Source organism: Sphingomonas sp. 179-A 2A2 NHS, from assembly GCF_045371305.1.
Lineage (GTDB): Bacteria > Pseudomonadota > Alphaproteobacteria > Sphingomonadales > Sphingomonadaceae > Sphingomonas.
This window is the reverse complement of the sequence record NZ_JBIQDE010000002.1, coordinates 96289-113575: the sequence shown is the minus strand read 5'-3', so window position 1 is coordinate 113575 and position 17287 is coordinate 96289. Positions and strand designations below refer to the sequence as shown.

21 protein-coding genes are annotated in these 17287 nt (G+C 66.3%); 9 read left to right on the top strand and 12 right to left on the bottom strand.

The window, feature by feature from the left end; genetic code table 11:
• Nucleotides 1–102 precede the first annotated feature (102 nt).
• Genes ACH0AE_RS03635 through ACH0AE_RS03625 form a run of 3 tightly spaced genes read left to right on the top strand, consistent with a single transcriptional unit; the run spans nt 103 to nt 2736 of the window.
• Nucleotides 103–1050: a hypothetical protein gene (locus tag ACH0AE_RS03635; RefSeq protein WP_294442664.1), complete on the top strand. Its 948-nt coding sequence runs from the start codon at nt 103–105 to the stop codon at nt 1048–1050.
• Nucleotides 1050–1556, top strand: coding sequence for a DUF2141 domain-containing protein (locus ACH0AE_RS03630; protein WP_294442704.1), 507 nt, complete (start codon nt 1050–1052; stop codon nt 1554–1556). Before ACH0AE_RS03635 ends, ACH0AE_RS03630 begins: the two co-directional genes overlap by 1 nt.
• 1 nt (nt 1557) lies before the next feature.
• Nucleotides 1558–2736 (top strand): glycosyltransferase, encoded by a 1179-nt coding sequence (locus tag ACH0AE_RS03625; protein WP_294442663.1) that lies wholly within the window; start codon nt 1558–1560, stop codon nt 2734–2736.
• 10 nt (nt 2737–2746) lie between these two features.
• On the opposite strand, the gene ACH0AE_RS03620 is transcribed toward ACH0AE_RS03625, so the two are convergent.
• The gene (locus ACH0AE_RS03620) at nt 2747–4162 is read right to left on the bottom strand and encodes a hypothetical protein (RefSeq protein WP_294442662.1); all 1416 of its coding nucleotides are present in this window, start codon (nt 4160–4162) and stop codon (nt 2747–2749) included.
• Between the two features lie 89 nt (nt 4163–4251).
• Here ACH0AE_RS03620 and ACH0AE_RS03615 point away from each other — a divergent pair, with 89 nt between their 5' ends.
• The gene (locus tag ACH0AE_RS03615) at nt 4252–5874 is read left to right on the top strand and encodes an alkaline phosphatase D family protein (protein ID WP_406875449.1); all 1623 of its coding nucleotides are present in this window, start codon (nt 4252–4254) and stop codon (nt 5872–5874) included.
• Between the two features lie 21 nt (nt 5875–5895).
• On the opposite strand, the gene ACH0AE_RS03610 is transcribed toward ACH0AE_RS03615, so the two are convergent.
• Genes ACH0AE_RS03610 through crtY form a run of 4 tightly spaced genes read right to left on the bottom strand, consistent with a single transcriptional unit; the run spans nt 5896 to nt 10059 of the window.
• On the bottom strand, nt 5896–6834 hold the full coding sequence (locus ACH0AE_RS03610; protein ID WP_294442660.1) for a phytoene/squalene synthase family protein: 939 nt from the start codon (nt 6832–6834) through the stop codon (nt 5896–5898).
• 8 nt (nt 6835–6842) lie between these two features.
• Nucleotides 6843–7424 (bottom strand): TIGR00730 family Rossman fold protein, encoded by a 582-nt coding sequence (locus ACH0AE_RS03605; protein WP_294442659.1) that lies wholly within the window; start codon nt 7422–7424, stop codon nt 6843–6845.
• A complete protein-coding gene (locus ACH0AE_RS03600) occupies nt 7421–8902 on the bottom strand; it encodes a phytoene desaturase (RefSeq protein ID WP_294442656.1) in 1482 nt (493 codons plus the stop codon). The genes ACH0AE_RS03605 and ACH0AE_RS03600 overlap by 4 nt, the downstream gene beginning before the upstream one ends.
• Entirely contained in the window at nt 8899–10059 is a 1161-nt protein-coding gene (gene crtY, locus ACH0AE_RS03595) for a lycopene beta-cyclase CrtY (protein WP_294442655.1), read from the bottom strand. Before crtY ends, ACH0AE_RS03600 begins: the two co-directional genes overlap by 4 nt.
• Before the next feature lie 142 nt (nt 10060–10201).
• Here crtY and ACH0AE_RS03590 point away from each other — a divergent pair, with 142 nt between their 5' ends.
• The 4 genes from ACH0AE_RS03590 (at nt 10202) to pdeM (ending at nt 13026) form a co-directional block, all read left to right on the top strand.
• The gene (locus ACH0AE_RS03590) at nt 10202–11002 is read left to right on the top strand and encodes a sterol desaturase family protein (protein WP_294442653.1); all 801 of its coding nucleotides are present in this window, start codon (nt 10202–10204) and stop codon (nt 11000–11002) included.
• Nucleotides 10971–11357, top strand: coding sequence for a DUF2141 domain-containing protein (locus ACH0AE_RS03585; protein WP_294442652.1), 387 nt, complete (start codon nt 10971–10973; stop codon nt 11355–11357). The genes ACH0AE_RS03590 and ACH0AE_RS03585 overlap by 32 nt, the downstream gene beginning before the upstream one ends.
• A gap of 64 nt (nt 11358–11421) precedes the next feature.
• Entirely contained in the window at nt 11422–12291 is an 870-nt protein-coding gene (locus ACH0AE_RS03580) for a MipA/OmpV family protein (RefSeq protein WP_294442651.1), read from the top strand.
• A gap of 72 nt (nt 12292–12363) precedes the next feature.
• Nucleotides 12364–13026 (top strand): ligase-associated DNA damage response endonuclease PdeM, encoded by a 663-nt coding sequence (gene pdeM, locus ACH0AE_RS03575; RefSeq protein ID WP_294442650.1) that lies wholly within the window; start codon nt 12364–12366, stop codon nt 13024–13026.
• Nucleotides 13027–13042: 16 nt separating this feature from the next.
• Here pdeM and ACH0AE_RS03570 read toward each other — a convergent pair whose 3' ends face one another.
• The 5 genes from ACH0AE_RS03570 to rpmF all read right to left on the bottom strand — a co-directional run bounded on the left by ACH0AE_RS03570 (nt 13043) and on the right by rpmF (nt 15996).
• Nucleotides 13043–13402 (bottom strand): MerR family transcriptional regulator, encoded by a 360-nt coding sequence (locus ACH0AE_RS03570; RefSeq protein WP_294442649.1) that lies wholly within the window; start codon nt 13400–13402, stop codon nt 13043–13045.
• Nucleotides 13399–13701 carry an integration host factor subunit alpha gene (locus ACH0AE_RS03565; protein WP_294442648.1) on the bottom strand — a complete coding sequence of 101 codons (303 nt, stop codon included), beginning with the start codon at nt 13699–13701 and terminating at the stop codon, nt 13399–13401. Before ACH0AE_RS03565 ends, ACH0AE_RS03570 begins: the two co-directional genes overlap by 4 nt.
• 89 nt (nt 13702–13790) lie before the next feature.
• Entirely contained in the window at nt 13791–14759 is a 969-nt protein-coding gene (locus ACH0AE_RS03560; RefSeq protein ID WP_294442647.1) for a beta-ketoacyl-ACP synthase III, read from the bottom strand.
• Nucleotides 14756–15787, bottom strand: a complete 1032-nt coding sequence (plsX, locus tag ACH0AE_RS03555; protein WP_294442646.1) for a phosphate acyltransferase PlsX — start codon at nt 15785–15787, stop codon at nt 14756–14758. Before plsX ends, ACH0AE_RS03560 begins: the two co-directional genes overlap by 4 nt.
• Nucleotides 15788–15816: 29 nt before the next feature.
• The gene (rpmF, locus tag ACH0AE_RS03550) at nt 15817–15996 is read right to left on the bottom strand and encodes a 50S ribosomal protein L32 (protein ID WP_294442645.1); all 180 of its coding nucleotides are present in this window, start codon (nt 15994–15996) and stop codon (nt 15817–15819) included.
• Between the two features lie 192 nt (nt 15997–16188).
• Between rpmF and ACH0AE_RS03545 the strand changes: the two genes are divergently transcribed.
• On the top strand, nt 16189–16629 hold the full coding sequence (locus tag ACH0AE_RS03545) for an MAPEG family protein (protein WP_294442644.1): 441 nt from the start codon (nt 16189–16191) through the stop codon (nt 16627–16629).
• Between the two features lie 25 nt (nt 16630–16654).
• On the opposite strand, the gene ACH0AE_RS03540 is transcribed toward ACH0AE_RS03545, so the two are convergent.
• Together ACH0AE_RS03540 and nusB are read right to left on the bottom strand one after the other, a co-directional pair.
• Nucleotides 16655–16831, bottom strand: coding sequence for a DUF4169 family protein (locus ACH0AE_RS03540; RefSeq protein WP_294442643.1), 177 nt, complete (start codon nt 16829–16831; stop codon nt 16655–16657).
• The gene (nusB, locus tag ACH0AE_RS03535; protein WP_294442642.1) at nt 16831–17286 is read right to left on the bottom strand and encodes a transcription antitermination factor NusB; all 456 of its coding nucleotides are present in this window, start codon (nt 17284–17286) and stop codon (nt 16831–16833) included. Before nusB ends, ACH0AE_RS03540 begins: the two co-directional genes overlap by 1 nt.
• Between the last annotated feature and the right edge of the window lies 1 nt (nt 17287).

Here is a 17287-nt window from a genome sequence, read left to right as displayed (position 1 = left end):
GCTGCAGCCCAAATTGCCGCTCAAAGACACCACATTCCGCGGGCACCGGCCAGACCGACCTGCCGTATGTTGCGTGGGAATGTGCAAAGGAACTCGCCTGTCTTGACCGCGAAAGCTGACCGGATGCCGGCATCGGTAATCGATGCCGAACTGCCGGACATTGCAGCGCTTGAGCCTGCCGAAACGATCCGTCGGCGCTGGCCGACGATCGTCGGCGGGCTGATCAGCGCGGCGATGGTCGTGATGCTCGGCCGTGAGCTCCTGGGCTCCGGCCTTGAGGGGCTGAGCCGCACAACGCCTGATTCGCCGTGGTTCTACCTTGCCTTCTTCTGCCTCTACATGGCTGCACCGACGGGCGATTTCATCATCTTCCGCCGGCTCTGGCGCATCCCGCTGTCCGGCTTCGTCGCGCTTCACAAGAAGCGGATCGCGAATGACGTGGTGCTCGGCTATTCGGGCGAGGCATATTTCTACGCCTGGGCACGGGCACGGGCGAACATCGTGGCGGCCCCATTCGGTGCGGTGAAGGACGTGTCGCTACTGTCGGCGATCGCCGGCAATACCGTCACCATCCTGTTGTGCGCCATCGCGCTGCCGATCGGCTATCAGCTGATGTCGCCGAACGTGCTGCACGCCGTGGCGGGATCGGCCGCGATCACGCTCGTGATCAGCCTGTTGATGCTGATCTTTTCGCGGCGGATCTTCTCGCTGCCCCGGCAGCAGCTGCGCTGGATCTTCTGGATCCACACCGGCCGTATTGCCGCAAGCTCGCTGTTCGTCGCGCTTGCTTGGCATTTCGCGATGCCGGACGTGGCGCTTGGCGTTTGGCTGTTCCTGGCCGCGGCGCGCCTGCTCGTCTCGCGCTTGCCGCTGGTGCCGAACAAGGACCTGCTGTTCGCGAGCTTCGCAATCCTGGTGATCGGGCAGGACGAGGCGCTGAGCGCGATGATAGCCTTTGTCGCCGCGCTGACGCTTGGCGTGCATCTGTTGCTGGTGCTTGTCTTCTCTGGGGCGGCTGGCTGGAAGGGGCTGCGGCTGTGGCGCGGCTGATGCTGTTCGGCCTCGCCGCGCTTCTTGCGCCTGCCGCCGCCGTCGCTGCCCCGATCGGCAGCGATGCCCCTGCTTGCGCCGCGCGTAATGTGCCGGCGATCGAGGTGACGGTGGAGGGGCTGAAGGACCGCACCGGTGGGCTGAAGCTCGAGCTATACCCGGCCACCGAAGAGGATTTCCTGAAGGACGACCGCGATCTGCGGCGCGAGGGCAAGGTGTTTCACCGCGTACGCGCCGATACGCCGGCGCGCGGGCCGGTGGTGCTGTGCATCCAGGCACCCCAACCGGGCCGTTACGCACTGTTCTTCACCCATGATCGCGACGGCAAGAACAAGTTCAACGTCTGGACGGATGGTGCAGGCGTGCCGACCAACAACCGCATCGGCCGGGCCAAGCCGAAGCTGTCGCAGGCGATCGTGAACGTACCGCGCGGTTTGACCCGCCTCACCATCCGCGCACAGTATCTGCGCGGCATCATCCCGAGCTTCGGACCGGTCGGCAACTGACGTGCGCGTCGTCGACGTCAACGAATTCTATTCGCCGACCGGCGGCGGGGTACGCACCTATATCGATCGCAAGATCGGCATCATGAACGATCTGGGCCACGAACTGATCGTGCTCGCGCCCGGGCCTGACGAACGGATCGAGGAACAGCCCGGCGGCGGGCGGATCCATTACGTGCGATCACCCCGTCTGCCGTTCGATCGGAACTACGGCCTGTTCTGGGATCGCGCCGCGGTTCACCGTCTGCTCGATCGCTACGCACCGGATGTGGTGGAATGCTCCTCGCCCTGGCGGCCGGCCTGGTTCGTGGGCGAATGGCAGGGAACGGCGCTCAAGTCGTTCTTCATGCACAACGACAACATGGCCGCCTACGCCCAGCGCTGGTTCGAGGGGTTCGCCAGCCACGAGCGGATCGAGCAGGCATTCGGCTGGTACACCCGCTACATGGCGCGCTTTCTCGATCTTTACGACTGCGTCGTCACCAACGGCCCGGCGCTCGTGAAGCGGCTGCGCGCACGCGGCCTGCGGATTGACGCGGCGATGCCACTGGGAATCGAGCGCAGCCACTTTTCCCCCGGGTTTCGTGACGAGCGCCTGCGTCGCGCGCTGCTGGAGCAGTGCGAGTTGCCGCACGACGGCCTCCTGCTGCTCGGGCTTGGCCGCCATCACCCTGAAAAGCGCTGGCCGATGGTGATTGATGCGGTGGAGCGGGCGGGCGCCAACCTGCCGGTCGGGCTGGTGCTGCTCGGCCAGGGGGTCGACAGCGACCGGATCGAGCGCCGGATCGCTGGAAGCCCGCACATCCGCATCTTCCGCCCGGTCTATGATCGCGAGCGACTCGCGCGGATCATGGCAAGCTGCGACGCACTGATCCATGGATCGGAGGCCGAGCCGTTCGGGCTGGTCGCGGCCGAAGCCATGGCATCGGGCCTGCCGCTCATCGTGCCGCACACCGGCGGATGCGCGGAAGTGGCGGACGCACGGTGCGCCGAGCTGTACGAACCGCGTGACCCGATGTCCTGCGCCTGGGCGATCGAACGAATGCACGCGCGCGATCGGGCACTCCTCCGAAGGACGGCCCTCGTTGCGGCCGGGCAAGTGCGCACCGACCGGGAACATACCGTCGAGCTGATGGCCTATTACGCGGATCAGATCGCGCAGCGCGAGCGGCGCGCCGCCTGACCATCAAGCCTCAGCGCCGCTGGTAGATCGTCAGCACCTCGTTCCCCAACGGATGCCGGGCGGCGACAACATAATCCGCACCGACGGCACGCTCGACCATAGCGCGAATGTCGCGCCGCTCGCCGATCGACGGCGGCCGCATCACGATCACCTCCGGCCCCCGGCGCAGGATCCGCGCGACTTCCAAAGCCTGCGGAACGCCAATCGCGCCGTCTTCACGCGTGCGATAAAGGTGGCTGGGGAAGAGGTAGCGCGTGACATGGCATCGGTTTGCCGTGGCATATATCTTCGGGCTGCCGGAATAGACCCACAGGCAACCGGGCCCCGCCCCGATCGACGCGGTGATGGCGGCCAACTCGCGCCCATTGCCCCGTGACACGCGGTTGGCGATCACCAGCACCTGCCCGATCAGCGCCGCCGACAGCAGCACGGCGATGCGGCCACGAGGTCGCGTCTCGAGGAAACCGGCGGCGCAGACCGCGCCCGGCACCGCCGCCGGCAGCGCATAATGATCGAACCAGCCGCCGAGGACGAGGATGCCGAGGAGTGCCGCGGCAAACCAGCACAGCATGAAACGACGCTCGGACGCTTCTGCCAACGTGCTCCTTCTCGCCGACACAAGCGCCATCGCCATCAGGGGCGACAGGATCAGGACGAGCTTGGCGAGATTGCCCCAGCGCTCGCGTGGCGGATCGGCCTGCCGCGCGATGATCGACTCGAAATTCGCGTAGAGGAAGGCGTCGATCTGCCCGATCGCCGCGTAATAGCCCATGACTGCCAAGGTCGGCAGCAGCGCGATGGCCGCCAGCACGCCGGCGCGAGCGGCGATGCGGGATGGTCTCACCCCCGCACGCCACTCGCGCACAAGAGTCCACAGGCCGAAGAACACGCCCTCGAACACGACGGAATACTTTACCTGCAGCGCAAGGCCCATCAGCGTCATCGCTGCTGCGTCCTGCCACCAACTGCGGCGGCGCGTGTTGGTGACGATCAGCCAAGCCGCACCAGCCACCAGCGGGTTATAGAGGATCGGCGCCTGCCCGCCGTGCCCGTCCGCCAGGTTGAGCCACAGGATGTAGAGGATTCCGGCATATGTGGCGCCCCGTCCCCACCCTGCGAGCATTGCCAGGCGTGCGACGATCCACGCGGCGGTCACCACCGCGGCGAGCGCCATCAACTGATAGGCGATGATCCCCCAGCCGAACGGCAGCGAGGCCGGCACAAGGTAAAGCAAGAACAGCCCGATCGGCTTACGGTCCCACACCTCGACGTACGGCACCGCCCCATCCGCGATCAGCCGCGCCGCGGCGAAGTAGAAATCCTCGTCGACGTGGATCAGCGGGTTGCCGAACGTGGCGGCGCGCGCGGCGACGGCAACAGCGATCAGCACCATCAAGCGATTGCGATCGAGCCAGCGCGCATCCATCCATGGCGCGCCTAGCGGGCCTGACACCGATCTGTCACCTTCCCACGGCAGGGGCGGCACGAACCGCACCGCTTTTGGGGAGGGATTTGATGATCAACGTCAGCCGCCGCTCGCTCTTGGCCACTGGCATGTTCGGCGCAGGCGCACTCGCGCTGCCCGGGCTTGCCCCTGCGCAGACCGTCCTCACCGCGCGCGGCTTCACCCATTCGGTGGCCAGCGGTGAGCCCGGGCCCGACGAGATGCTGCTGTGGACCCGCTACGTGCCGGCCAGCGGCGATAGCGCGCGTCTGAAGCTGGAACTGAGCGAGACACCGGATTTCGCGCGCGTTGCCGCCGGCGGGGAGACAATCACAGGGCCATGGCGCGACTGGACCGCGAAAGTCACCGTGACCGGGCTGAAGCCGGCCCGCGATTATCACTTCCGTTTCGTCGCGGCGGACGGAACGATGTCACCCGTCGGCCGCACGCGTACCCTGCCGGATGATCGCGCAAGCCGCTTTCGCGCCGCGATCTTCTCCTGCTCCAATATCGGCTTCGGCTTCTTCAACGCTTATGCCCATGCCGCCGCCCGCGATGATCTCGATCTGTGGATCCACCTCGGCGACTATTTCTACGAATATGCCAACGGCACCTATCCATCGCTTCAGGAAGTGGTGGCGAGCCGGCTGCCGCAGCCGCGGACCGAGATCATCCACCTTGCCGATTACCGACTGCGCTATGCGAGCTACCGCGCCGATCCCGATCTCCAGGCACTGCACGCGCGGCTGCCGATGATCGCGTCGATGGACGACCACGAAAGCGCCAACAACAGCTGGGAAGGCGGCGCACAGAATCACGATCCGGCGAGCGAAGGCGAATGGATCGCGCGGCGTGCGGCCGCGATCCAGGCGTGGCGCGAATGGATGCCGGTCTCCGACGAACCGTGGAAGGCCTATGACATCGGCCGCCTCGCGACGCTGTTCCGCACCGACACGCGCCTTGCCGGCCGGTCACAATCGCCGGAACTGGCCGACATGCTGCGCGGCCCCGATCCGATGCGCGCGCTTGCCGCCTATCGCGACGGCGCATGGCACGATCCGGCGCGGACCATGCTCGGGTCACAGCAGGAAGCATGGCTCCAGCATGGTCTCGCCAGATCGGTGACGTCGGGTGCACGGTGGCAGATCGTCGGCTTCGGCACGATCATGGGAACGATGCGCGTGCCGCCCGAAGTGGAAGGCTGGATCGCGCAGGCGCGCCCGGGGGCGGCAGGATACATCCAGGCTGCAGTGGCGGTCGGAAAGGCCGGTCTGCCGTCGGACCTCGACAATTGGGGCGGCTATCCGGCGGCGCGCGCCCGCTTCCTCGATGCGGCGCAAGCGGCAGACGCGAACCTCGTCGTGCTGTGCGGTGACAGTCATAATGCCTGGGCGTTCGACCTCGCGCAGAAGGGTAAGCCCGTCGGCGTGGAATTTGCCGGCCAGTCGGTCACGTCGTCCGGTTTCGAAAGCGCCCTCACCGTCGACCCGGCGACCGTCGCGCGCGCCCTCGTTGCGGCCAGCCCGGAGCTCAAATGGTGCGATACCAGCAGGCGCGGATATATGGCGCTGACGATCACGCCCGATCGCGTCAGCAATGACTGGCTGTTCGTCGACACCGTCAAGACCCCCAATCCGGCTGCCAGGGTGGGGCACAGCGCGACGGTCGAGCGGGGCCGCCGCCAGATGGCCTGACGGCCACTTAATAGTAGGCGCTTAGCGCGGCCGCGTCCAAAGCCGCGGATCGCGGGGCGTCTCTCGCACGGGCCGCCGAGCCGCCACGGCCGCCTTGGCCACCCAGCCGAGCTTCGCCGCCTTCGAGGTACTGGCGCGATGATCCCAGGCGTGGGCACCGCGTGCCGCCACTTCGCGTGCGATGTCGCCATAGATCCCGGCCGCGGCCAGGACCGCCCAGCGTGCCCGCGGCGGCAGCTTCGCCGCACCGACCCGCGCGCTCGCCTCATGCAGCGCAGCGCGACCGGCAAGGCGGCGCGCAAGCACCACCAGGCGATCACGGAATGGCGGCTTCATGTGCTGACCCGGCGGGATGTCCATCTCCACCAGCCATTCCACCGGCAGGTAGCACCGGCCGATGCGATCATCCTCTTCGATGTCGCGCGCGATGTTGGCGAGTTGGAAGGCAAGGCCGAGGTCACATGCCCGGTCCAGCGTATCCTCGTCGGCCGGGTCCACCCCCATCACCACCGCCATCATGCAGCCGACCGCGCCGGCAACATGATAGCAATAGCGATACAGGTCGTCCTCGCTACGCGGCCGCCAATCTTCGGCATCAAGGCGGAAGCCGGCGACAAGGTCGTGCGCGAAACGGGGCGGGAGGCCGGTCTCCGCCGCCACGACGCGCAGCGCATCGAAGGGCATATCGCCAACCACCCGCCCGGCCAGCGCCGCGGTCGTCTTCTCGGCGATCAGCGCGACGCGCGCTTCCGCGTCGCTGACGGCGGTGGCGCCATGGCCATGGTCCTGCCCGTCGACGATATCGTCGCAGGCACGGCACCAGGCATAGAGCAGCCACGCCCGCTCGCGCGTTTCCCGATCGAACAGCTTGCTCGCCATGGCGAAGCTCTTGGAGCCGCGCGCGATCGAGTCGCGAGCCGCCTCGACTAGCCGGGCGCGCTCTTCAGGTGCCGCGGCCACTGCCTGCCTCAAAGATCGGCCGCGCTCATCCGCACGATCGGCTGGCTCGGCTGATGCGCCGCCATCCGCTCCAGGAGCAGATCGAGCGTGTCGGCGACGATCAGCAGGTCCCGATGCTGCGGACGCAGGAAGCCGACCTCCCCCATTTTCTCCCAGAAGGCGATGAGGTGATCATAATAGCCGTCCGTGTTGAGCAGGCCGACCGGATCGGAGTGATAACCGATCTGCGCCCAGCTCAGCGCCTCCCACAATTCGTCCATGGTGCCGGTACCGCCGGGCAGTGTGACGAAGCCGTCCGCCAGATCGGTGAAGATACGCTTGCGCTCGTGCATCCCTTCCACGACGTGAAGCTCGGTAAGGCCGCGGTGCGCGACTTCAGCATTGACCAGCGCCTGCGGGATCACGCCGATCACCTCGCCGCCGGCCTCCAGCGCGCCATCCGCCACTGCGCCCATCAGGCCCAGCCGTCCGCCGCCGTAGACCACGCCGATGCCGCGCTCGGCCAGCGTGCGACCGATCGTGCGCGCATTCTCCATGTAGATAGGGTCACGCGGCGTGGCAGAGCCGCAGTAAATTGCCAGGCGCTTCACCGCCTTACTCCTTCAAGCATGAGCGCCGCAGTCGCTTTCGCGCTGCCGACGACGCCCGGGATACCCGCGCCGGGATGCGTACCGGCGCCAACGAAATAGAGGTTCGAGATCGCATCGTCCCGGTTGTGCACGCGGAACCAAGCGCTTTGCGTCAGCACCGGCTCTAGGCTGAAGGCGCTGCCGAGATGGGCGTTCAGATCCCGCGCGAAATCGGGCGGGGCGTAGCTGAACTTGGTGATGATCCGATCATGGATGTCGGGGATCAGCCGCCGCCCCACCTCGTCCAGAATGCGCTTCTCCAGGATCGGGCCGACGCGATCCCAATCCTCCGGGAACTTGCCCATGTGGGGCACCGGCGCGAGCGCATAGAAAGTCGAGCAACCCTCCGGCGCCAGGCTCGGATCTGTCACGGTCGGATGGTGCAGGTACAGCGAGAAATCCTCGCTAAGCACGCCGTGATCATAGATGTCCGCCAGCAGCCCCTTATAGCGCGGGCCGAACAGGATCATGTGGTGCGGGATCCCGGGCCAGGTGCCCTTGATCCCGAAGTGCACCACGAACAGCGACGGCGAATACTTCTTCTGCTCCAGCCGTGCCGCAGAACGGCGCGCGCTGCTCGATCCGCTCAGCAGATCGCGATAGGTGTGGACGATATCGCCGTTGGAGGCGACCATCGCCGCTTCCTGCCGCCAGCCGCTCTGCGTGCGCACCGCCGTCACCCGGTCACCCAACGTCTCGATTTCGGCCACGGGATCATCGAGCCGCAGCTTCCCGCCGAGGCGCTCGAACAGCGCCACCATTCCGCGCACCAGCCGGTTGGTGCCGCCATGCGCGAACCACACGCCCCCGTCCCGCTCCAGCTTGTGGATGAGCGCGTAGATCGCACTGGTCGTCATCGGATTGCCGCCAACGAGCAGCGTGTGGAACGACAGCGCCTCGCGCAGCTTCTCGCTCTTCACGAACGAGGACACCATCGAATAGACCGAACGCCATGCCTGGTATTTCGCCAGCGCCGGCGCCGCCTTGATCATCGAGGCGAAGTCGAGAAACGCGACGTGGCCAAGCTTCTCATAGCCTTCGCGATAAACGCCTGCGGAGTAGGTCAGGAACTTCTCGTAGCCAGCGACGTCAGCCGGATCGAGCTTCGCGATCTGATCGCGCAGCAGGACGTCGTCGTTGGTGTAATCGAAATTCGTACCGTCGGGCCAGTTCAGCCGATAGAAAGGCTGAACCGGTTCCAGCATCACGTCGCTGGCCATGTTCTGACCGGTCAGCGCCCACAATTCCTCCAGGCAGGCGGGATCGGTGATGACGGTCGGGCCCGCATCGAAAGTGAACCCGTCGCGCTGCCATACGTAAGCCCGACCACCTGGCTTATCGCGTGCCTCGACAATGGTGGTGTCGACTCCGGCCGATTGCAGCCGGATGGCGAGCGCGAGCCCGCCGAAACCGGCACCGATGACGATCGCCTTGGTCATGACACACGCCTCGCCACGCGTACCGCGCGCCAGAAGGGCACCGGCGGCTTGCCGGACAGAATCCGCATCTTGTCTGCGCCCGTCGAGCGCGCGGCGTAGAACCGCGAGATCAGCCCGGGGCGCAGGCGGTAGAAACGTTCGAGCACCTTGTATCGGGCCTCCGGGTCAGCGGCGCGAAACAGCATCGCGTCAAGCAAGCGGTAGAAGCGGCGTTCGTCCCACCGCTCCCGCGCATAATCATGGGTCAGTTCGTGTAATCCTTCACCACTAAGGTCCGCCGTCCCGGCGATCCGCACCGCGAGCCGGACGGCGTCGGGCAGGGAATAGCCGGTCGTGGGGTGGAACAGCCCGGCCCGCGCCCCGGCCTTGGCGACCTTCGCCCCGCCCCAACGCCAGTAAGCCTCGAAGTCTCCGCCGATCACCACCGGTAGCGCGCCTTTTTCCTCGCGCCCCGACGGGGTGGCGGCCCAGCCGCGGCTTTCAGCATAGACGCCGATGCGGCGATTGAGCGCCCCGACATTCAACGCGGGTGTATCGCTGTAATAGGTGTCCTCGACGAAGATCTGCGTCGGCGAGAAGGGCAGCAGATAGATGAAGCGATATCCGTCGTGCTGCATGACGGTCGCGTCCATCACCATCGGTCGCTCGACGCCGTGGCCGGCAGGAACATCGAGCAGTCGCCCGACGAATTTCTGCCAGCCCACTTCCAGCATCGACATGTCGCCCGCGCCGCGCGCGTCGATCACGCCCGTCGCCTCGACACGCTCGCCGTCGGCCAGCACTACCGCCGTGGCGCTGCATGCCAGCACCTTGCGCTCGGTCATGATCGCGCTCGCCGGCAGCGCCTTGCGCACAACCGCATCGAAGCGCTCCGACTCGATCGAATAATAAGGCTGCGCGATGGTGCGGCTGTGTGCCGGGAAGCGCACGTCGTAGCTCGGCCAGGCATGGCAGACGAGCGGCGTCAGCAGCCAGCGGTCGTCCTTCGCCACGTCACCATCGAAGAACGACCAGACGTGGTTGCCGCCCAGCTTCTCGCCGCTGTCGATCAGCCGCACCGACAAATCAGGGCGGCGCGCGGCCATCGCCAGCGCGATGAGGCCGCCTGCCAACCCGCCGCCGACGATGGCGAGATCGCAATGGTGGGTTTCGGGCATAACCCTCCGCCTAGCGGATCGGGCATGCGCGCGAAAGCGGGATCGGCGCATGGCCTGTCTCGGCACGGGGTGGCGAGCTTGTCCAACGGCGCATCAACGGCAGCGCCTTCCCCCGTCCCACCGGCAGGCGTAGAGCAGCAGCATGACCGCTGCGCTTGCCATTGCCCTCTCTGCTGTCGCCATGACGCTGATCGTTGGCGTACGCTATCTCGCGGCAAGCGGCGCCTTCGCATTCGTCACCCGGCGCAAGCATCCGGGACTCTACGTCGGCCTCGATCCGCAGATCCGGCGCGAGATCCTGTGGAGCCTCGCCTCCGCGGCGATCTACGGCATCCCGGCCGGCATCGTCGCCTGGGGCTGGCAGAACCGCGGCTGGACGCGGATCTACGACGACGTCCACGCTTATCCCTTGTGGTATCTGCCGGTGTCGGTGCTCCTGTACCTGGCTGCACACGATACCTGGTTCTACTGGACGCACCGCTGGATGCACTGGCCAAAGCCTTTCCGCATCGCCCATACCGTCCATCACGCCAGCCGCCCGCCCACCGCTTGGGCGGCGATGGCGTTCCATCCGATCGAAGCGATCACCGGTGCTGTGGTAATTCCGCTACTGGTGTTTCTCATTCCGATCCACGTCGCGGCGCTCGGGGTAGTGCTGACGATCATGACGGTTATGGGAGTGACCAACCACATGGGTTGGGAGGTTTTCCCGCGGTTCATGTGGCGCGGGCCATTGGGTGCCTGGCTGATCACGGCCAGTCACCATCAGCGCCATCACGAACGGTACGGATGCAATTATGGGCTTTATTTCCGCTTCTGGGACCGGTTGTGCGGCACCGATGACGGGCTCGGCGATTTCACGCGCGATCAGGCCCGCGCGCGCGCTCGTGCTGGGGGCGGCTGCGCTGCTCATGATCGGCGCGGCGCCGGTGGGCCAGCTTGACCTAACCTTTTCCAATGTGCGCTCGAACAAGGGCATGCTGCGCATCTGCGTGACGGGTGATCCGGACAATTTTCCCCGCTGCACGAACGATCACAACGCCACCAAGCGTTCGATCCCTGCCGGCACGACCGCGCTTCACCTCGCCGGGCTCCCCTATGGCAAATATGCCGTGGCGGTGATCCATGACGAGAACGGCAACAAGAAGCTCGATACCTTCGCCGGCATCCCGCGCGAAGGCTTCGGCTTCTCGCGCAATCCGCCGATCCGCTTCGGCCCGCCGAAGTTCGAGGCGGCGCGCTTCACCCTCGATGGTGATGCTGAATCGCAACAGGTGAAATTGCGCTACATGCTCTGACGCGCGGGGCGGACCTTAAATCAATCAGGGTTGTTACGCAGGGCGACCATAAGGAAGCCCCAACGTGAATCCCAAGAGCCTGATCGGATTTGTTGCCCTCATTGCTGCCGTCCCAACGGCCGTTTCGGCCCAGAGCGTCTCTGGCCCTGCCGATACCCCCACGGCGACCGAGCAGCCGAGCGGCGACATGGTCACGATCGGCATCGGCGCAGGTTACCTGCCTGATTACGACGGTTCGAACGACTATCGCTTCGTTCCCGTACCGGCGGCAATCGGCACCATCGGCGGTATCAATTTCTCCGTCACCGGCAACCGCGCTAGCGCGGATCTCCTCCCCAGCCGCCCGGGCGAGGCATGGGACATCCAGCTGGGCCCGGTGGCAGTGATCAACTTCACCCGCAGCAGCCGCCAGGGGATCGATGACCCGCGCGTACGCCGCCTGGGCGAGCTTGATACAGCGGTCGAAGTGGGCGGCTACTTCGGCATCGGCAAAACGGGCGTCATCACCAGCCCGTATGACAAGCTATCCCTGTCGCTGAGCTATCGTCACGACGTCGCCGGCGTTCATCGCAGCGGCATCTGGCAACCGACCCTGAATTATTTCACGCCGTTGAGCCGGAAGACCGCGGTCGCTCTGTTCGCCTCGGCTGAGCGAGTCGAATCGAAGTACGTCCGCACCTATTTCAACGTGTCGCCGGAGGCATCGGTGGCTTCCGGCCTGCCAGTCTACAACGGCCGCGGCGGCTGGAAGAGCTATACGCTGGGCGCAGTCGGTACGGTCTCGCTGACCGGGGACCTGCTCAAGGGCTTCAAGCTGGTCGGCGGGGGTACGTACCGCCGGATGCTTGATGACGTGGCGGCAAGCCCGCTCGTCAGCATCGCCGGTTCGCGCAACCAATGGGCCGGCGTGCTGGGCATTGGCTACACCTTCTGATCGCCACCAGATGTGTCCCCGAAGACGAGGCCGGCGGTTGATCCGCCGACTCGCTTCGGGCAAGGCACGGGGATGGTTCCCTTTTCGTTCGCCGGGCATGATCTGACGCCGCTGCCGCAAGGCGCGATGTTCTGGCCTGCACGGCGCGCGTTGCTGGTCGCCGATCTCCATCTGGAGAAGGCAAGCTGGTTCGCGCGATCGGGCCAGATGCTGCCGCCCTATGATTCGCTGGCGACCCTGGCGGAACTGTCCGCCGTCGTTTCAGCAACCGGGGCCGAGGAGGTCTGGTGCCTGGGGGACAGCTTCCACGATCCCGCCGGATGCGAACGGCTTCCCGAGACAGCGCAGGCGGCGCTGAGAACTCTGACGCAAACGACTCGCTGGACGTGGATTACCGGCAACCACGATCCCCACTTCGTCGACCGGTGCGGCGGCGATGTCGTGGACGAGGCATCGGTGGACGGTCTGGTGCTGCGGCACGAGGCATCGCCAGCCGAACACCGGCCAGAATTGTCGGGCCACTTCCACCCCAAGCTGCGCGTACGCGTGCGCGGCAAATTGGTGTCGCGGCGGTGTTTCGTGGCCACGAGCACGAAGATCATCCTGCCGGCGTTCGGCTCGCTCACCGGCGGGCTGGATGCCGATCATCCCGAGATCGTGCGCGCGATGGGCGGCCCCGCGCAGGCACTGGTCGCGATCAACGATCGCCTGCTGCGTTTCCCACTCGCCGCCTGAGGCAGCCTCGGCCGTCTCAGGCCGCTTCCAGTGCTCGCTGCAGTCGATCGCGGATCGAGATAAGCGCGGTGTGATCCGGCTTGGCGCCCGGCACATCGATGGGCGTGGCAGCCCCGGCGGGCTGATCCCCCTCGGTCGCCAGCAGCTTCTGCACGCCCTTCACTGTATAGCCTTCAGTCGCCAGCAGCCGCTGAATCCGCTCCACCAGCGCCACGTCCTCGGGCCGATAATAGCGGCGATTGCCGGCACGCGTGATCGGGCGCAGCTGCGGAAAGCGCGTTTCCCAATAGCGCAGCACATGCGGCGCGACGCCCGTCGCCGTGGCGACTTCGCCGATCGTCCGAAAGGCGCCGGCGGCCTTGTCGCTGCCGCTCACGCGCCCGCGGCGACGATGCGATCGCGCATCATCTGGCTGGCGCGGAAAGTGAGAACCCGGCGCGGTGCGATCGGCACCTCGACGCCCGTCTTCGGATTGCGTCCGATCCGTTCGCCCTTGTCACGCAGCACGAATGTGCCGAAGCCGGAGATCTTGACGTTCTCCCCCTTGGCCAGCGCGCCGCACAGCTTTTCCAGAATCTGCTCTACCAACTGAGCGGAATCCGCGCGTGACAGGCCCACTTGGCGATGAAGTGCCTCGGCCAGATCGGCCCTGGTCAACGTGCCAGCTTCGCTCATCGTTCGTGCCTTATCCCCCGGAAGTGATTGGAGGACGTTACCACCTCCCACCGATCACCGGAAGGCACATGTATGGTAATTGTTACATATTAGAAACGGACTACCGCAGCGCCCCACGTAAATCCGCCACCCATGGCCTCGAGGACAAGGATCTGTCCCGGCCTGATACGCCCATCCCGCACCGCAGCATCCAGCGCGAGCGGTACGGAGGCGGCAGAGGTGTTGGCGTGCTGGTCAACGGTCATCACCACCTTCTCGGCCGGCAGCCCCAGCTTGCGCGCGGTCGCATCGAGAATGCGGGCATTGGCCTGATGCGGTACCACCCAGTCCACCGCGTTCGGCTCCAGCCCGGCGATGGCGAGCGATTCCTGCATGACCGTGGCAAGGTTCACCACGGCATGGCGGAACACCTCCCGCCCCTTCATGCGCAGCTTGCCCACGGTGCCGGTCGTCGATGGTCCCCCATCGACATAGAGCAGTTCATTATGGCGGCCGTCGGCGTGCAGCTTCGTCGCCAGGATGCCGCGCCCGTCGGCATCGGCGCTTTCCTGCGCTTCCAGCACCATCGCGCCCGCACCATCGCCGAACAGGACGCAGGTGGTGCGATCCTCCCAGTCTAGGATGCGGCTGAACGTCTCGGCGCCGATCACCAGCGCGCGCTTCGCCGTGCCGGCGCGGATCATGCTGTCCGCCACCTGCACCGCGTAGAGAAAGCCCGAGCAGACCGCCGCGACGTCGAACGCGACGCAATCGTCGATGCCAAGCATCGCCTGCACCTTCGTCGCCGTGGCGGGGAAGGTCTGGTCCGGCGTCGCGGTCGCCAGCACGATCAGGTCGATGTCCTGCGCGGTGATGCCGGCGGCCGCCAGCGCTGCGCTCGATGCGTCGCGCGCCAACGTTGCAGTCGTCTCGTCAGGGCCGGCGATGTGGCGAAAGCGGATACCGGTCCGCTCGACGATCCACTCGTCCGTCGTATCTACCATCTGCGCCAGATCGGCATTCGACACGCGACGCGCGGGCAGCGCCGAACCGGTTCCGATGATGACGCTGCGAATCATGCCGCCTGTTTCTCGAAATGTCTGAGGTCGTCGGCAATACGCCGGACAAGATCGGCCTGCACCATCTTGGCCGCGGCACCAATCGCCGTCGCGATACCGAGCTCGTTGGCGCCGCCATGGCTCTTCACCACCAGGCCATTCAGGCCAAGGAAGACGGCGCCATTGTGATTGTTGGGATCGAGATGGTCGCGCAGCAGCTGGGTCGCCGGGCGCGAGATCAGGAAGCCGATCTTCGAGCGGACCGAGCTGGTGAAGGCGCGCTTCAGCAGGTCCGCGACGAACCGCGCGGTCCCCTCCGCGGTCTTGAGCGCGATGTTACCGGAGAAGCCGTCGCAGACGATCACGTCATGATCGCCACGAGACAGCCGATCGCCCTCGACGAAACCGGTGAAGGTCATCGGCAAATGGCCGCCACCGCGCAGCGCAGCGGCGGCGTCGCGGATTTCCTCGGTACCCTTCTGGTCCTCGCTGCCGATGTTGAGTAGCGCGACGCGCGGGCTGTCGAGATCCATCGTGACGCGCGCATAGGCAGCGCCCATCACGGCGAACTGGACGAGGTTCTTCGCCTCGACCTCGGTGTTGGCACCAAGATCCAGCACGACGACGTCGTTCTCGCCCAGCGTCGGCAGCAGCGCAGCAAGCGCCGGGCGATCGATGCCGGGCATCGTCCGCAGCGACAGCTTGGCCATCGCCATCAGCGCACCGGTATTGCCGGCAGACACGGCGGCGGCAGCGCGACCCTGCTTCACGCAGTCGATCGCGATCCCCATCGACGTGGTCTTCGCACGGCGAAGCGCCTGACCGGCCTTCTCGTCGCCCGAAATCACATCGGGCGCGTGCACGATCTCGGCGTGGCGACTGAGATTGGGGTGACGTTCCAGGCCGGCGCGAATCGCCTGCTCGTCACCGACGAGGAGGAATTTGATCCCCTCGAACCGATGACGCGCACGCGCGACTCCGGACAGCATCACCGCCAGCCCCTCGTCGCCGCCCATCGCATCGACGGCGATCCAGGAACTGTCGGCCATGATGCGTCGTACTCCCGTGACCTGTGGGGTCAGCCCTCGACCGACACGACCTCACGGCCATTGTAGTGGCCGCACGAGGTGCACAGGTTGTGCGGGCGACGCAGCTCGCCGCAGTTCGGGCATTCCTGGAACGCTTCGACCGACAGCGCATCATGCGAACGGCGCATGCCACGACGGGAGGGGGAGGTCTTTCGCTTGGGGACGGCCATTGCGGCACCTTAATCTTGATGTTCTAAACAAATGCGATTGGCCCGACGACGATCGGCACGGACCGGAGGGAACCGGCCGCGCCGGGCAGCCGGGCGCATCGCGAAGCCCCGCGCCTATAGCGGAACACGCGGCGGTTGCAACCCGCCTCCGCCCCCGGCAGGCTGATCCGCACAGCAAAGGGGAGGCACAATATGGTTCTACCGGTCACGCTCGCCACTGCGGCGGCCTGCGCGGTGATCAACATCTGGCTGGCGGTACGGCTGGTTCGTGGGCGCGTGCGCGGCAAGGTGATGGTGGGGGATGGCGGCGATCCGGCGATGCTGTCTGGCATGCGGGCACATGCGAACTTCATCGAATATGCCCCGATCGTGCTGATCCTGATGGGCCTGATCGAGTTCGCGCGCGGGCCGCTGGTGGCCCTGTGGGTGCTGGGCATCCTGTTCGTCATCGCGCGCGTCGCGCACCCCTTGGGCATGGCGCGCAACAGCCCCAATCCGCTGCGCGCCGGCGGCGCTCTGGTGACATGGGTGGTGACGCTGGTGCTTGCCGGCTGGGCGATCGCCATCGTGATCGATTCGCCGAGTGCCCGGCCAGTGACGGTCGTGCCGGCCGAATCGGTGCCGCACGCCTGATCTGATCGGCTGCGGCCGGCGGCAGTCAGTCTTCGAGGCGCGCGCCGTCGAGGGCGCGCTCCTGCCGCTCCTGCTCGGCCTTCGCGGCGGCGCGCTCAGCCTTGGTGCGGCCGAAGGCCACCCGATTCGCCGCGGCGGTCGCGGCAGCATCTTCCCGCGCGCGTGCCTTCCGCATGCGACGCAGGTTGATGATTTCCACCATCAGGGGCGGACCTCGCGCGCAATCGCATCGAGCAGACCGTTGACGAAGCCCGCCTCGCGCCGCTCGTAGAAGGCGTGCGCCACATCGACATATTCGCTGATCACCGCGCCCTTGGGCACGTCAACGCGCGACAGCAACTCATAGGTGCCGGCGCGCAGGATCGCCTTCATCGGCTTGTCGAGCCGATCGAGGCTCCACCCGGCGGCAAGCTTCTTCTCGATCAGCTGGTCGATCTCGCCCATCCGGGCATGGGCGCCCGTGACGATGTCGTCGAAGAAAGCGACGTCGGCTTCGGCATATTCGGCGTCCTCGATGGTCGCGCCGATGCGGTGCATATGGAATTCGTGCAGCAGCGCCGGAATCGCGGTCGATTCCATATCGTGCTGATAGAGCGCCTGGGTGGCGGCGAGGCGCGCAGCGGCGCGGGCCTTGGTTCGGGCAGCGGTACGGGACATG